Genomic DNA, 14646 nt, shown 5'->3' with positions numbered 1-14646 from the left:
ACAGAGCTTGGGTGGCGGCTTCTATATTTAGTGTGCCGCCCACTCGATCTTGGAAATATCGACACCGTCTTTGTACATGTCCCACAGCGGCGACAGAACGCGCAGCTTGTTGACGGCTTCGCAGACCTTCTGCGCGGCATAGTCGACTTGCTCTTCAGTGGTGAAGCGGCCGAACGTAAAGCGGATCGAGCTGTGTGCCAGTTCGTCGTTGCGGCCCAGGGCGCGCAATACATACGAAGGCTCAAGGGATGCCGAGGTACAGGCCGAACCGGACGAGACCGCCAGGTCCTTGAGCGCCATGATCAGCGACTCGCCTTCGACATAGTTGAAGCTCAAATTCAGGTTGTGCGGTACACGGGCAGTCATGCTGCCGTTGATGTACAGCTCTTCAAGGTTCTCGACCTGCTTGTAGAAGCGATCACTCAGGGCCTTGATACGTACGTTTTCGGCAGCCATGTCTTCCTTGGCTACGCGGAAGGCTTCACCCATGCCGACGATCTGGTGGGTCGCCAGGGTGCCCGAACGCATGCCGCGTTCGTGGCCGCCACCGTGCATGGTCGCTTCGATGCGCACGCGTGGCTTGCGGCTGACGTAGAGAGCGCCGATGCCTTTAGGGCCGTAAGTCTTGTGGGCCGAGAACGACATCAGGTCGACTTTCAGCTTGGACAGGTCGATATCGACCTTGCCGGTAGACTGAGCAGCGTCGACGTGTAGCAACACACCCTTGGAGCGCGTCAGCTCGCCGATGGCGGCGATGTCGTTGATGGTACCGATTTCGTTGTTCACGTGGATCACGGAAACCAGGATGGTGTCTTCACGCATCGCGGCTTCGATCATCGCAGGGGTGACGATACCGTCGGTGGTGGGCTCAAGGTAAGTCACCTCGAAACCTTCACGCTCCAGTTGGCGCATGGTGTCGAGGACAGCCTTGTGCTCAATCTTGGTGGTGATCAGGTGCTTGCCCTTGGTTGCGTAGAAATGCGCCGCACCCTTGATAGCCAGGTTGTCGGACTCGGTAGCACCGGACGTCCAGACGATTTCACGCGGGTCGGCGTTGACCAGATCGGCGACCTGGCGACGCGCGTTCTCGACCGCTTCCTCGGCCTTCCAGCCGAATACGTGGGAACGGGAGGCCGGGTTGCCGAAGTTTCCGTCAACCAGCAGGCATTCGCTCATTTTTTGCGCAACACGCGGATCAACCGGGGTGGTCGCTGAGTAATCAAGGTAAATCGGCAATTTCATGGACTTTCTCCTAAATCAGGCTGGCTGGCACGCCGTTAGCTCTTCGGCTGTCACTCGACGGCGGACGCTTCGATCTTGTCCAGACGCGGCGCCTTGGTATTGCAACGGCGCTGGTCCTGACGCTGGGCTACTTCTTGCACCTCACGGCGAGTCACAAGATCAGCCAAGCTGATACCACTCAAAAACTCATGGATCTGCAGGCTCAAGTCACACCACAAGTGGTGTGTCAGGCAGGTGTCGCCGGCGTGGCAATCACCCAAACCCTGGCATTTGGTGGCATCGACGGATTCGTTGACCGCGTCGATCACCTGGGCCACCTGAATGCCCTGCATGTCGCGGGACAATTGATAGCCACCACCTGGACCACGAACGCTGGAAACCAGATTGCTGCGGCGCAATTTGGCGAACAGCTGCTCGAGATAGGACAGGGAAATGCCTTGGCGCTCGGAGATATCGGCCAGGGACACCGGCCCAGTTTGCGCGTGCAGGGCCAGGTCAAGCATGGCGGTCACCGCGTATCGGCCTTTTGTAGTCAGTCTCATGGACAAGTACCAAGGTGTTTCAGAATGGGAGCAAGTATGCGATTCCCGAGTATTTAAGTCAACTATAAGACCTAGTACTTTAGTCAGGAATACCCGTAAAAAGGGCGCGCGAATCATAGCAGGATGGGGTGGGATGGACCAGCGGGAACAGGGCCTGGCAGAGATCTCGAGACCAATGGAGATCAAAATGTGGGAGGGGGGGCTTGCTCCCGATGACTGAATGTCAGTCACTTATCAGTTAGCTGACCCACCGTTATCGGGAGCAAGCCCCCTCCCACAGGGATCTCTGGCGGCCTTGGGACTTCAGCTTGCCTTGGTGGCGGCCTCGTCCTTGATCTCGGCGAAGTCCTCTTCGCGCAACTCAGGCAGATCCTTCGCACAGTATGGGCTGCCCAGATCCTTCAGCGCACCACACATACCGTCCAGCTTGCCGTCCACTGCTTGCAGATGATCAAGCAGCTGACCAATGGCGCGAGCCACCGGATCGGGCATGTCTTCGCTGACGCCATAGGCGTCAAAACCGATCTTCTCGGCCATGGCCTTGCGCTTGGCCTCCTGCTCGTCGCCGACCTCTGGTTTGACGATGATGCGACCCGGAATACCCACCACGGTGGCGCCAGCAGGTACAGCCTTGGTCACCACGGCGTTGGAACCTACCTTGGCACCGGCACCCACGGTAAAGGGCCCCAGCACCTTGGCGCCCGCCCCCACCACCACACCATTTTCCAGGGTCGGGTGACGCTTGCCTTTATTCCATGTAGTACCGCCCAGGGTCACACCTTGGTAAAGCGTCACGTCATCACCGATCTCGGCGGTCTCGCCTATGACAATACCCATGCCATGGTCGATAAAGAAGCGACGGCCCACCTTGGCGCCCGGATGAATCTCGATGCCGGTCAACCAGCGACCGAAGTTCGACACCAGCCGGGCCAGCCATTTCCAGCCCATGCCCCACAAGGCGCCGGACAGACGGTGAATCCAGATCGCGTGCAGGCCCGGATAGCAGGTCAGCACTTCAAAGGCGTTGCGCGCCGCCGGGTCACGATGGAAAACACTCTGGATATCTTCTCGCAAACGCTCGAACATTTTTAATCCTTCCGCTTAAGAAGCTCACCACGGGCCGCTTTCTGGGTTTCCGTGAGGATGCCACGCAATATATTCATCTCCGCCCGGCTCACCGAGCTGCGACCGTACAAACGACGCAGGCGCGCCATCAAGTGCCGTGGCTTTTCAGGATCGAGGAATTCGATGGCCACCAGGGTTTGCTCCAGGTGCTCATAGAACCGCTCCAGCTCGTCCATGGTGGCCAGCTCACCACTTTTGGTCGACGCCACTTCGTCCTTTTCCACTTTGCTCGGCTGGCCGGCAGCAGCTAGCCAGGCCATGCGCACTTCGTACGTCAACACTTGCACCGCCGCCCCGAGGTTCAGCGAGCTGAACTCAGGGTCTGAGGGGATATGCACGTGATAATGACATCGCTGCAGCTCTTCGTTGGTGAGGCCGGAATCTTCACGGCCAAATACCAAGGCAATTTCGGCACCGCCGATGGCCTCTTCCACCACTTTGGTGCCGCACTCACGCGGATCCAGCAGCGGCCAGGGGATACGCCGATCGCGAGCGCTGGTGCCGAGCACCAGGTTGCAGCCGACCAGAGCCTCTTCCAGGGTGGCGACGATCTGGGCGTTTGCCAGCAGGTCATTGGCGCCGGATGCACGGGCATCGGCCTCGTGGTGCGGGAACACCCGCGGTTCGACCAGCACCAGGCGCGTCAGCCCCATGTTTTTCATGGCTCGCGCCACCCCGCCGATATTGCCGGGATGACTGGTATTGACCAAGACGACACGAATGTTTTGCAGCAAGGGAGGCGCTCTCGGACACGGGAAAGGGGAGCAAATCTTACAGAACAGCCTAAGGTTATGCCATGAAAGCTAACGTCGTCCTTCACCTGAGGAAAGTTTCTGCTAGAATGCCCGGCTTTCTTTAACAACCTTAGGTGACACATCCATGCAGCCCATGCTGAATATCGCGCTGCGCGCCGCCCGCAGCGCCAGTGAATTGATCTTCCGCTCCATCGAGCGCCTGGATACCATCAAGGTCGACGAAAAAGACGCCAAGGATTATGTATCCGAGGTGGATCGCGCCGCCGAACAGAAGATCATCGACGCCCTGCGCAAGGCCTACCCTACCCACGGCATCCTCGGCGAAGAAACCGGCCTGCACAAAGGTAGCGGCGAAGGCGAAGACTACCTGTGGATCATCGACCCACTGGATGGCACCACCAACTTCCTGCGCGGCATCCCGCACTTTGCCGTGAGCATCGCCTGCAAATACCGTGGCCGCCTGGAACACGCTGTTGTGCTGGATCCGGTGCGCCAGGAAGAGTTCACCGCCAGCCGTGGCCGTGGCGCCCAGCTCAATGGTCGTCGCTTGCGCGTCAGCGGTCGCACCAGCCTGGAAGGCGCCCTGCTGGGCACCGGCTTCCCGTTCCGTGACGACCAGATGGACAACCTGGAAAACTACCTGGGCATGTTCCGCGCCCTGGTTGGCCAGACCGCCGGTATCCGCCGCGCCGGTGCAGCCAGCCTGGACCTGGCCTATGTCGCCGCCGGTCGTTTTGATGCATTCTGGGAATCGGGCCTGTCCGAGTGGGACATGGCAGCAGGCGCTCTGCTGATCCAGGAAGCAGGCGGCCTGGTGAGCGATTTCACCGGCGGTCACGACTTCCTGGAGAAAGGCCACGTGGTTGCCGGCAACACCAAATGCTTCAAGGCCGTACTGACGGCGATCCAGCCGCACCTGCCGGCTTCGCTGAAGCGTTAAGCGAGCGAGCACAAAAAAGCACCCCTAGGGGTGCTTTTTTTATGCGTGGGATTTAGCAAAAAACCAATTCCAACTGCTCAATACAATCCAATGTGGGAGCTGGCTTGCCTGCGATGACGGGCTGCCAACCAACTGATTAGTTGCTCACCCACCGCTATCGCAGGCAAGCCAGCTCCCACATTTGGATCGAAGCCAGGCCTGGGGATTACTGCTGGTTCTGACCCAGGATCAGACGACCTTCTTTGTCGACTGGAATCTGGCCGCCTGGATCACGCTCCATACGCACAGTCCCTTCCTTGCCATCCAGGTTGTAACGCACGTCATAACCGACAACCTTGTCGCTGATGTCGTTAACAGTGTTACAGCGGGTTTGCGTGGTGGTGTAGGTATCACGGTTCTGCATGCCTTCCTGAACCTTGTTACCGGCGTAACCGCCACCAACCGCACCGGCCACGGTGGCCAGCTTCTTACCATTACCGCCACCGATCTGGTTGCCCAACAGGCCACCTGCAAGGGCGCCGACCACGGTACCGGCGATTTGATGTTGATCCTGCACCGGACGTTGCCGGGTCACAGTGACGTCCTTGCAGACCTCACGCGGGGTTTTGATCTGGGTTTTAACCGGCTGTACCGCCAGTACTTGCGCATACTCAGGGCCGCTTTTTACCAGGCTGTAGGTGGCAACAGCACCCCCGGCAGTCACACCGACAGCACCCAATACCGCACCAACCAGCAACGACTTGTTCACGTTGAACCTCCTGACCATCACAAACGGATCGAAAGATCCGCGCTATACCCAGCCTTGGAGCAAAAAAAAAGGCGCGAGTTCAATACTCGCGCCCTTCTTGTAACAGCCGATCAACTAACGCCCATCAAGGGCGGTCGTCGACCTCCTTGCCAGTAGCAGCAGGAGGGATCAAGTCTTCGCTGTTGAGGTTGAGCCAGATCAGCACCACGTTGGCAATGTAGATCGACGAGTAGGTACCCGCCAGAACACCGATGAACAGCGCCAGCGAGAAGCCCCACAGGTTGTCGCCCCCGAAGATCATCAGCGCGGCGATCGCCAGCAAGGTGGAGATCGACGTCGCCATGGTCCGCAGCAGCGTCTGGGTGGTGGAGATGTTGATATTCTCGATCAACGTCGCCTTGCGCAGCACCCGGAAGTTCTCACGAACCCGGTCGAATACCACGATGGTGTCGTTGAGCGAGTAACCAATGATCGCCAGCACAGCCGCCAATACGGTCAGGTCGAAGGTGATCTGGAAGTAGGCCAGGATCCCCACGGTCACGATCACGTCGTGGATCAGCGACACAATGGCGCCGACACCGAACTTCCACTGAAAGCGGAAGGCCAGGTAGATCATGATGCCGACCAGCGCCATCAGCATGCCGAGGCCGCCCTGGTCGCGCAGCTCTTCACCGACCTGCGGGCCGACGAACTCGACGCGCTTGACCGATGCCGGGTTGTCGCCGCCGACCTTCTGCAAGGCCTCCGCTACCTGGTGACCCAGTTGCGGGTCTTCGCCAGGCATACGCACCAGCAGGTCAGTAGTGGCGCCGAAGCTCTGCACCACCGCCTCGTGATAGCCGGCCTTGACCAGCTCATTGCGCACCAGGGTGACATCGGCCGGCTTCTCGTAGGTCAGCTCGATGAGCGTACCGCCGGTGAAGTCCAGCCCGTAGTTCAGGCCCTTATGGAACCAGCTGAACAACGCCAGAACGGTAAGGAGCACGGTGACGCCGAACGCAACGTTGCGAACGCCCATGAAGTTGATTGTACGTAACATGGCAGCCCCTTAAATCCACAACTTCTTGAAGTCACGCCCGCCAAAGATCAGGTTGACCATTGCGCGGGTCACCATGATGGCCGTGAACATCGAGGTAAAGATACCCAGGGACATGGTCACCGCAAAACCTTTGACGGGGCCGGTGCCCATGGCAAAGAGAATCCCGCCGACCAGCAAAGTGGTCAAGTTGGAGTCGAGAATCGCGGTAAATGCCCGGCCGAAGCCTTCGTTGATAGCACGCTGCACGGTCATGCCGGCGGCGATCTCTTCACGGATACGCGAGAAGATCAGCACGTTGGCGTCAACCGCCATACCCATGGTCAGCACGATACCGGCGATACCCGGCAAGGTCAGCGTCGCGCCCAGCAGCGACATCAGCGCCAGCAGCATCACCATGTTGCCCGCCAGTGCGACGGTGGCGATAACGCCGAAGAAGCGGTAGATGGCGATGATGAACAGCGACACGAACAACATGCCCCACAGCGCCGCATCCACACCCTTGGTGATGTTGTCGGCACCCAGGCTCGGGCCGATGGTACGTTCTTCAGCGAAGTACATCGGCGCCGCCAGGCCACCAGCACGCAGCAGCAGCGCCAGCTCGGAGGACTCACCCTGGCCGTTCAGGCCAGTGATGCGGAACTGCGCACCCAGCGGCGACTGGATGGTCGCCAGGCTGATGATCTTTTTCTCTTCCTTGAAGGTCTGCACCGGCACGTCTTTCTCGACGCCGTTGACCATCTGCTTGGTATAGGTGGTAACGGGGCGCTGCTCGATGAAGATCACCGCCATGCTGCGACCGACGTTGCTGCGCGTGGCGCGGCTCATCAGTTCGCCACCGTGGCCATCCAGGCGGATGTTCACTTCGGGCGTACCGTGCTGCGAGTCGAAACCGGCCTTGGCATCGGTCACCTGGTCACCAGTGATGATCAAGCCACGCTCGATCAACGCAGGAGGACGATTGCCCTCGCGGAACTCGAACTCTTCGGAGGTCGCACGAGTGGCACCCGGCTCAGCTGCAAGGCGGAATTCCAGGTTGGCGGTTTTACCAAGGATACGCTTGGCTTCAGCAGTGTCCTGTACACCCGGCAACTCAACCACGATACGGTTGGCGCCCTGGCGCTGCACGATCGGCTCGGCCACACCCAGCTCGTTGACGCGGTTACGTACCGTGGTCAAGTTCTGCTTGATGGAGTACTCGCGGATCTCGGCGATCTTGGCCGGGCTCATCGCCAGGCGCAACACAGCCTGACCATTCAAGTCGGCCGGCACGATGTCGAAGTCATTGAAATTCTTGCGGATCAGCGCACGGGCCTGCTCGCGGGAAGCTTCGTCAGCAAAACCCAGCTGGATGGCACCGTTGAGCTGCGGCAAGCTGCGATAACGCAGTTTCTCTTTGCGCAGCAGGCTCTTCACGTCGCCTTCATAGACTTTCAGACGCGCGTCGAGGGCCTTGTCCATGTCGACTTCCAGCAGGAAGTGCACGCCACCGGACAAGTCCAGGCCCAGCTTCATCGGGTGCGCGCCAATGCTGCGCAGCCATTGAGGCGTGGTCTGTGCCAGGTTCAATGCAACGACGTAGTCGTCACCCATGACCTTGCGTACAACGTCCTTGGCCGGCAATTGGTCTTCTTGCTTGGTCAGGCGCAACAAGCCGCCTTTGGAACCAGCTGCCAAGGTTGCCGCTTTAACCTGGATGCCCGCGTCAGTCAGCGCTTTGCTAGCGCGTTCCAGATCAGCCTGATTGACCTGCAGCGAAGTGCTGGCGCCAGAGATCTGGATCGCCGGGTCATCAGGATAGAGATTGGGAGCGGAATAAATAAAACCGATCGCCAGCACCGCCAGGATCAGTACGTATTTCCACAGAGGGTATTTGTTCAGCATCACGCCGCCCGCTTATAACGCGGGGCGCCTTGCGCGCCCCGTCGATTGGTAAAGGTTGTTACTTAGATCGCTTTGAGCGTGCCCTTAGGCAGCGTGGCGGCGATGGCGCCCTTCTGGAACTTCATTTCTACGGTGTCGGAGACTTCCAGTACCACGAAAGCATCGGAAACCTTGGTGATCTTGCCGGCGATGCCGCCAGTGGTCACGACTTCGTCGCCTTTTTGCAGGCTGCCCAGCAGGTTTTTCTGCTCTTTGGCGCGCTTGGCCTGTGGACGCCAGATCATCAGGTAGAAGATGACCAGGAAGCCGACCAGGAAAATCCACTCGAAACCACCGCCCATAGGGCCGGCAGCAGCAGGCGCAGCGGCGTCAGCCATGGCGTTAGAGATAAAAAAGCTCATTTAGCACTCCAGTTGCAAATAGTGAATCTTAGGGTCGGAAAACTCAGTCCAAGGGCGGCACAGGGAGCCCGCGCTTGGCATAGAAGGCATCGACGAAGGCGGCCAATGTACCCTGTTGAATAGCCTCGCGCAAACCAGCCATCAGGACTTGGTAGTGACGCAAATTGTGGATGGTATTCAACATGCTACCCAGCATTTCCCCGCACTTGTCCAGATGATGCAGATAGGCACGGGAGAAGTTCTGGCAGGTGTAGCAGTCACAGGTGGGATCCAGCGGCGAATCATCATGGCGATGGAACGCGTTACGGATCTTGAGCACGCCTGTATCGATGAACAGATGCCCATTGCGGGCATTACGGGTTGGCATCACGCAATCGAACATGTCCACACCGCGGCGCACACCCTCTACGAGATCTTCCGGTTTGCCAACGCCCATAAGGTAACGAGGTTTGTCAGCGGGCATCAGGCCCGGCAGGTAGTCGAGCACCTTGATCATTTCGTGCTTGGGCTCGCCCACCGACAAACCGCCGATGGCCAGGCCGTCGAAGCCGATCTTGTCGAGGCCTTCCAGCGAGCGTTTACGCAGGCTTTCGTGCATCCCGCCCTGGACAATCCCGAACAGCGCCGCGGTGTTGTCACCATGGGCGTTCTTCGAGCGCTGGGCCCAACGCAGGGACAGCTCCATGGAGATGCGCGCTACATCTTCGTCAGCCGGGTAAGGCGTGCACTCGTCGAAAATCATCACGATGTCGGAACCCAGGTCGCGCTGGACCTGCATCGACTCTTCCGGCCCCATGAACACCTTGGCACCGTCCACCGGCGAGGCGAAGGTCACGCCCTCTTCCTTGATCTTGCGCATGGCGCCCAGGCTGAATACCTGGAAACCACCGGAGTCGGTGAGGATCGGGCCTTGCCATTTCATGAAGTCATGCAGATCGCCGTGCTTTTTGATCACTTCCGTGCCCGGGCGCAGCCACAGGTGGAAGGTGTTGCCGAGGATAATCTCGGCACCGGTAGCGACAATGTCGCGCGGCAACATGCCCTTGACGGTGCCGTAGGTGCCGACCGGCATGAACGCCGGGGTCTCCACGGTGCCGCGCGGGAAGGTCAGGCGACCGCGACGGGCCTTACCGTCGGTGGCCAACAATTCAAACGACATACGACTCATAGTTGTTCCTCTGGGCCGCGTGGCGCCGGGTTACGGGTGATAAACATCGCATCACCGTAGCTGAAAAAACGGTACTCGTTGGCAATGGCGGTCTGGTAAGCAGCCATGGTTTGCGGGTAACCGGCAAATGCCGACACCAGCATCAAGAGCGTGGATTCGGGCAAATGGAAATTGGTGACCAGGCAATCGACCACATGGAATGGCCGGCCCGGGAAAATAAAGATATCGGTGTCACCACTGAACGGCTTGAGCACACCATCACGCGCCGCACTTTCAAGTGATCGTACGCTGGTGGTGCCCACGGCCACCACTCGCCCGCCGCGCGCCTTGCACGCATTGACCGCGTCCACGACGTCCTGGCTGACCTCCAGCCATTCGCTGTGCATGTGGTGGTCTTCGATGTTCTCCACACGCACCGGCTGAAACGTACCGGCCCCCACGTGCAGGGTCACATAGGCCGTCTCGACGCCCTTGGCGGCAATCGCATCCAGCAGCGGCTGGTCGAAATGCAGCCCGGCAGTCGGCGCCGCTACAGCGCCGAGGCGCTGTGAGTACACCGTCTGATAGCGCTCGCGGTCCGCGTCTTCGTCGGGGCGGTCTATATAAGGAGGCAACGGCATATGGCCGACGCGATCCAGCAACGGCAGCACTTCTTCGGCAAACTTGAGCTCGAACAAGGCATCGTGGCGCGCAACCATCTCGGCTTCGCCACCGCCATCAATGAGGATGCTCGAACCCGGTTTGGGCGACTTGCTGGAGCGCACATGGGCCAGCACACGATGGCTGTCCAGCACCCGCTCCACCAGAATTTCCAGCTTGCCGCCGGAAGCTTTCTGGCCGAACAGCCGCGCCGGAATCACCCGGGTGTTGTTGAAAACCATCAAATCGCCCGGGCGCAAATGCTCAAGCAAATCAGTGAATTGACGGTGTGCGAGGGCACCGCTGACCCCGTCCAGGGTCAGCAGTCGACTGGCGCGACGCTCGGCCAAAGGGTGGCGAGCGATCAGCGAATCAGGGAGCTCAAAAGTAAAGTCAGCAACGCGCATGATGGGGTTCGTCTAGCAGGGTCGGGAAGTCTAGCGGAAATAGTGAAAATAGACCATGAAACGTGATTGACCAACGGTAATCTCATCTCTATACTTCGCCGCCATTGAGCCCTGATGGCGGAATTGGTAGACGCGGCGGATTCAAAATCCGTTTTCGAAAGGAGTGGGAGTTCGAGTCTCCCTCGGGGCACCATCTTAAAGAAAGACCTTGAAATTCAAGGTCTTTTTTTTCGCCTGTGAAAAAGTGCCGGGCGTGGCAGTGGGGGGTTAGTGAGACCATGGAATTGATGCTTGAAGCGGTTGCACTGTTCGCCCTGAAGCTGGCGCATGAAACCGAGGACGGCAGCCCGCTGCTGCGCGATGATCCTGCAATGGATGGCTATGAACGCGAAGTGTTTGGGTTGTTGGTGCGCCAGGGAAACCTGGCTGAGATCCAGTTGAAGCTCGATGAGTGCATCACCCAGGCGTTGATTGCATTGGGTGGAGCGGACAGCGTGCTCGGGCGTGAATTGCTAAAGCTATCCACCCCTGTGCAAAACATCTCTCACCTTGATGAGTTGATATGCCCGCTGACCGTTCTAAAGGGCTATCTGAAAGATGTGCAATGAATCGGTGATCAGCATAACGGCCAGGTACACCATCAATACCGCCACCCCTGCATCCAGCCAACGCCAGACCGCTGGCTTGCGAAACAATACTGTCAACCGCTGACAGCACAGCGCCAACACCACAAACCACACGAGTGATGCCGTCATGGCGCCTGTCGCGAACAGTGCCTGTTGGCCCGCAGGTTTCGTGGCCCCGATAGAACCAATCAGCACCACGGTATCCAGCCATGCATTAGGGTTGGCAAAGCCGAGTATGACCGCCGAGCGCAACAGCCCTCTTTGCGAATTGCCGCCTTGAGCATCCGGCATGGACTGATCCCGGATACAAGCCAACAGACGCTGGCCACCAAACCAAAGCAGATAGGCCGCTCCGGACAATAGCAATAGCGCCATCACCTCAGGCCGACTTCCCAATAACGACCCTAAACCCGTGACCCCGAAAGCAATCAGGAAAATATCGGCCAATACGCAAATGGCGACAACGCCCCAGATCGGCCCGCGACCGACACCTTGGCGGATCACCAGGGTGTCTTTCGGGCCTGGGGCGGCGAACAGTCCGATGCCCAAGAGCAAACCTTCGATGTAAAGGGCATTGAAGTGAGGAAACATGAACTGTTCGAGCCCTCCAGGACTATTTAGCGCAGTTGAATCGGCTGATTACCGAAACCGGTATGACGAGCATTCACCGTGCTGCCCAGGTCAATGGGTTTCTGGCGGTAAAAGGTCGTCAGCAACTGGTCCGGATTGGGGTTTGCAAAGTAAATCAATGAGCTTCTGGCGACCGGTTTGCTGGGCGCAAGTACAGCATGGTAGGCGGCAGGCACGGCATGATCGGAGAGCTCTGTCAGCAAGGAGCCGGCCAGCACCGCGACCTCGTTCTCCAGAAGGCGTACAGGTTCCAACGATCGTCCCTTCATCAAGACCAGCCCTTCGCGGGTAGGCTTGATAAACGAAAGCATATGCCCGTCTTCATGAGGATCCTGAGCAAATTTACGAGAATGGTCTTTGGCCTGTGGACCGTAGACACACAACTGGATATACGATGCCGCGCGAAAGGGGGCCAAGGGTGCCACGCCAAATTCCTCGCAAATGCCATCCATCACCCCCTGGGCCAACTCGCTCATCTGTCGTTCAAAACTGCCGACTGCGGCAACGAAAGTACTTCGGGTGAATTCGAAAGCGGTTCTTTTTGAAGCGTGCGCGGGCCAGTAACAAAACCGCTCGCACAGGTCAGGGTGATCCTCGACAAGGGAGTACTCGGCGCCAAAAGGGAAAAACCCATCCGTGTCCTGGGCAAAGGAAAATTCATCCTTGATGGCCTGGGGAATGGCCGAATACCCATCGATGATCTTTTTGTAGTCCTGCAACATCGCATCAGGAATTTGCAGAATGCCAAAGCCTGATCGGGCTATGGATTCGCAGCATGCTTTTAATCGAGACATAGCTATACCCAAAGATAGTTGTAAAGGAATGCAACACACACTAGGTTCGCAAGCATGCGAGAAACCGCGACACTGGATATAGCCAAACAGAAAGGGACCGATCCATGTCCTTCACAACGGCGCTAGCAGGTTGCGAGTGTGCAGGGCTCACTACACGCAACGGCGAGCAAGTTGTCCTTTTTGGCGAACAAGATGATGATTTTTCAAGGACGGGGATCAACGTACGGATATGAGCATCAAAACCCGCGACACACTCCGAGCACTGGTCGTAAGACGCAGCCGGGAACTGGGCAAATCCATGACAACCCTGGCCAAGGAAGCCGGTATTTCGCGTACCTATCTTTACGGATTAGCGGGTGGCATTTCACAGGATCCCTCGGTACGCACCCTGATCAAACTGGCCAAGGCGCTGCAGGTGTCCCCGTTATTGCTGTTCCGCTACTTCGCCGATTTGGCAGGCGCACCGGTCGATACCCATTCAATGGCAACCACCAACCGAGCCATCGGCCTGCATGATCTTGGCGACATTGTGGTGTTTAACGCCGACGTCACCACGCCCGACCAAACCGTCGTGCTGCCTGGCGAAACGTTTCAGAAAACCTGGGAGATCCAGAACGTCGGTACCCGGCCCTGGCGCGGTCGACGATTGGTTCGAGTGGACGGTGAATACGTCATCGCCCGTCGCACGGCTACAGGCGAGCCCCTGGAAGTGGTGATGGACAGCCACCTGCGCAGCCTTAACAACGAGGTACCGATTGCCGAAACCCTGCCCGGCCAACCGGTGCATATCACCGTAGAGTTTGGAGCGCCGAAAGAGACCTGCACGGTCACTTCGATATGGCGTATCGAAGATGAACACGGGCGCCCCTGCTATGGACCTGCATTCATCCTGCATGTGATTGTCAACGTCATGGCACGCTGAAAGCAGCCTTATTTGCGCCCTTCCACCGCCATCCGTACTGCCAACCCCATCAACACTGACCCCATCACCCAGCGCTGCACCACCTGCCACCCCGGCCGAGTCACGAAGAACACCGCGATGGAGCCGGCCATACAAGCAATCACCGCATTGACGCTGACGCTGATGAAAATCTGCAGAGAGCCCAACACCAACGATTGCAACAGCACGCTGCCATGGCCGTTCGGTTCAATGAACTGGGGCAGCAGCGACAGATACATCACCGCCACCTTGGGATTGAGCAGGTTGGTCACCACGCCCATGGTGAACAACTTGCGCGGGCTGTCCTTGGGCAAGTCCCGCACCTGAAACGGTGAACGCCCGCCCGGCTTGACCGCCTGCCACGCCAGGTACACCAGATACAGCGCACCGCCGAACCGCAGCACGTCGTAGGCAAGCGGCACCGCCATCACCAGCGCGGTGATACCCAGCGCCGCGCACACCATATAGATCAAAAAGCCCAGCGCCACCCCGCCAAGTGAGATCAGCCCTGCGGTGCGCCCCTGGCAGATCGAGCGGGAAATCAGGTAAATCATATTCGGCCCGGGCGTGAGCACCATGCCGAGTGAAATCAGGCCGTAGGCAAGCAAGCTGGATATATCGGGCATTGTTTAGCTCCTGGATTTTTATGCTGCCGGCGTAAAATCCTTCGCCAGCACTGTAGTGTTACGCGCCATGCTAGAGCCTTGCAGGCTCAGCCGTTAGATACAGATCCGCGAGCAAAACGCCATACACCAGCGGCACCCTTCAA

The 14646-nt window shown here is 58.5% G+C and carries 16 protein-coding genes and 1 tRNA gene; 4 read left to right on the top strand and 13 right to left on the bottom strand.

From position 1 onward, the window contains the following. Positions 1-27: 27 nt before the first annotated feature. From E4O98_RS26730 to trmJ, 4 genes are all read right to left on the bottom strand, one after another. Entirely contained in the window at positions 28-1242 is a 1215-nt protein-coding gene (locus tag E4O98_RS26730) for an IscS subfamily cysteine desulfurase (protein WP_003194019.1), read from the bottom strand. Positions 1243-1292: 50 nt separating this feature from the next. Then, entirely contained in the window at positions 1293-1784 is a 492-nt protein-coding gene (iscR, locus tag E4O98_RS26725; protein WP_003194020.1) for a Fe-S cluster assembly transcriptional regulator IscR, read from the bottom strand. A 303-nt stretch (positions 1785-2087) separates the two neighbouring features. Next, positions 2088-2870 carry a serine O-acetyltransferase gene (cysE, locus tag E4O98_RS26720; protein ID WP_032879602.1) on the bottom strand — a complete coding sequence of 261 codons (783 nt, stop codon included), beginning with the start codon at positions 2868-2870 and terminating at the stop codon, positions 2088-2090. Positions 2871-2872: 2 nt separating this feature from the next. Next, entirely contained in the window at positions 2873-3643 is a 771-nt protein-coding gene (gene trmJ / locus E4O98_RS26715; RefSeq protein ID WP_032879601.1) for a tRNA (cytosine(32)/uridine(32)-2'-O)-methyltransferase TrmJ, read from the bottom strand. A gap of 145 nt (positions 3644-3788) precedes the next feature. Here trmJ and suhB point away from each other — a divergent pair, with 145 nt between their 5' ends. Continuing rightward, positions 3789-4604 carry an inositol-phosphate phosphatase gene (suhB, locus tag E4O98_RS26710; protein ID WP_005791195.1) on the top strand — a complete coding sequence of 272 codons (816 nt, stop codon included), beginning with the start codon at positions 3789-3791 and terminating at the stop codon, positions 4602-4604. Between the two features lie 205 nt (positions 4605-4809). Here suhB and E4O98_RS26705 read toward each other — a convergent pair whose 3' ends face one another. The 6 genes from E4O98_RS26705 to queA all read right to left on the bottom strand — a co-directional run bounded on the left by E4O98_RS26705 (position 4810) and on the right by queA (position 10887). Next, positions 4810-5352 carry a glycine zipper 2TM domain-containing protein gene (locus E4O98_RS26705; RefSeq protein ID WP_005791197.1) on the bottom strand — a complete coding sequence of 181 codons (543 nt, stop codon included), beginning with the start codon at positions 5350-5352 and terminating at the stop codon, positions 4810-4812. A gap of 124 nt (positions 5353-5476) precedes the next feature. Further along, on the bottom strand, positions 5477-6391 hold the full coding sequence (gene secF / locus E4O98_RS26700) for a protein translocase subunit SecF (RefSeq protein WP_032879600.1): 915 nt from the start codon (positions 6389-6391) through the stop codon (positions 5477-5479). A 9-nt stretch (positions 6392-6400) separates the two neighbouring features. Continuing rightward, complete coding sequence (gene secD, locus E4O98_RS26695) at positions 6401-8272, bottom strand: protein translocase subunit SecD (RefSeq protein WP_032879599.1); 1872 nt, start codon at positions 8270-8272, stop codon at positions 6401-6403. A gap of 62 nt (positions 8273-8334) precedes the next feature. After that, entirely contained in the window at positions 8335-8673 is a 339-nt protein-coding gene (gene yajC / locus E4O98_RS26690) for a preprotein translocase subunit YajC (RefSeq protein WP_003175975.1), read from the bottom strand. A 43-nt stretch (positions 8674-8716) separates the two neighbouring features. After that, positions 8717-9832 (bottom strand): tRNA guanosine(34) transglycosylase Tgt, encoded by a 1116-nt coding sequence (tgt, locus tag E4O98_RS26685; RefSeq protein WP_032803964.1) that lies wholly within the window; start codon positions 9830-9832, stop codon positions 8717-8719. A gap of 5 nt (positions 9833-9837) precedes the next feature. Continuing rightward, complete coding sequence (queA, locus tag E4O98_RS26680) at positions 9838-10887, bottom strand: tRNA preQ1(34) S-adenosylmethionine ribosyltransferase-isomerase QueA (protein ID WP_248136715.1); 1050 nt, start codon at positions 10885-10887, stop codon at positions 9838-9840. Between the two features lie 108 nt (positions 10888-10995). Between queA and E4O98_RS26675 the strand changes: the two genes are divergently transcribed. Together E4O98_RS26675 and E4O98_RS26670 are read left to right on the top strand one after the other, a co-directional pair. Beyond that, positions 10996-11080 (top strand) — tRNA-Leu (locus E4O98_RS26675). Positions 11081-11165: 85 nt separating this feature from the next. After that, positions 11166-11495, top strand: coding sequence for a hypothetical protein (locus tag E4O98_RS26670; protein ID WP_032879596.1), 330 nt, complete (start codon positions 11166-11168; stop codon positions 11493-11495). Here the strand turns inward: E4O98_RS26670 and E4O98_RS26665 are convergent. Together E4O98_RS26665 and E4O98_RS26660 are read right to left on the bottom strand one after the other, a co-directional pair. Beyond that, on the bottom strand, positions 11466-12104 hold the full coding sequence (locus E4O98_RS26665; RefSeq protein ID WP_248136713.1) for a LysE family transporter: 639 nt from the start codon (positions 12102-12104) through the stop codon (positions 11466-11468). The genes E4O98_RS26670 and E4O98_RS26665 overlap by 30 nt on opposite strands. 26 nt (positions 12105-12130) lie before the next feature. Beyond that, positions 12131-12937 (bottom strand): 2OG-Fe(II) oxygenase family protein, encoded by an 807-nt coding sequence (locus E4O98_RS26660; RefSeq protein ID WP_032879594.1) that lies wholly within the window; start codon positions 12935-12937, stop codon positions 12131-12133. 229 nt (positions 12938-13166) lie between these two features. On the opposite strand from E4O98_RS26660, the gene E4O98_RS26655 reads away from it, so the two are divergent. Then, the gene (locus E4O98_RS26655; RefSeq protein WP_005791214.1) at positions 13167-13859 is read left to right on the top strand and encodes an NBR1-Ig-like domain-containing protein; all 693 of its coding nucleotides are present in this window, start codon (positions 13167-13169) and stop codon (positions 13857-13859) included. An 8-nt stretch (positions 13860-13867) separates the two neighbouring features. Here E4O98_RS26655 and E4O98_RS26650 read toward each other — a convergent pair whose 3' ends face one another. Beyond that, complete coding sequence (locus tag E4O98_RS26650; RefSeq protein ID WP_032879592.1) at positions 13868-14503, bottom strand: LysE family translocator; 636 nt, start codon at positions 14501-14503, stop codon at positions 13868-13870. Positions 14504-14646: the final 143 nt, after the last annotated feature.

Source organism: Pseudomonas sp. W2Jun17, from assembly GCF_023127795.1.
Taxonomy (GTDB): Bacteria; Pseudomonadota; Gammaproteobacteria; order Pseudomonadales; family Pseudomonadaceae; genus Aquipseudomonas; species Aquipseudomonas synxantha_A.
The sequence above is the reverse complement of the archived record's forward strand: the minus strand, read 5'-3'. Positions and strand labels throughout refer to the sequence as shown.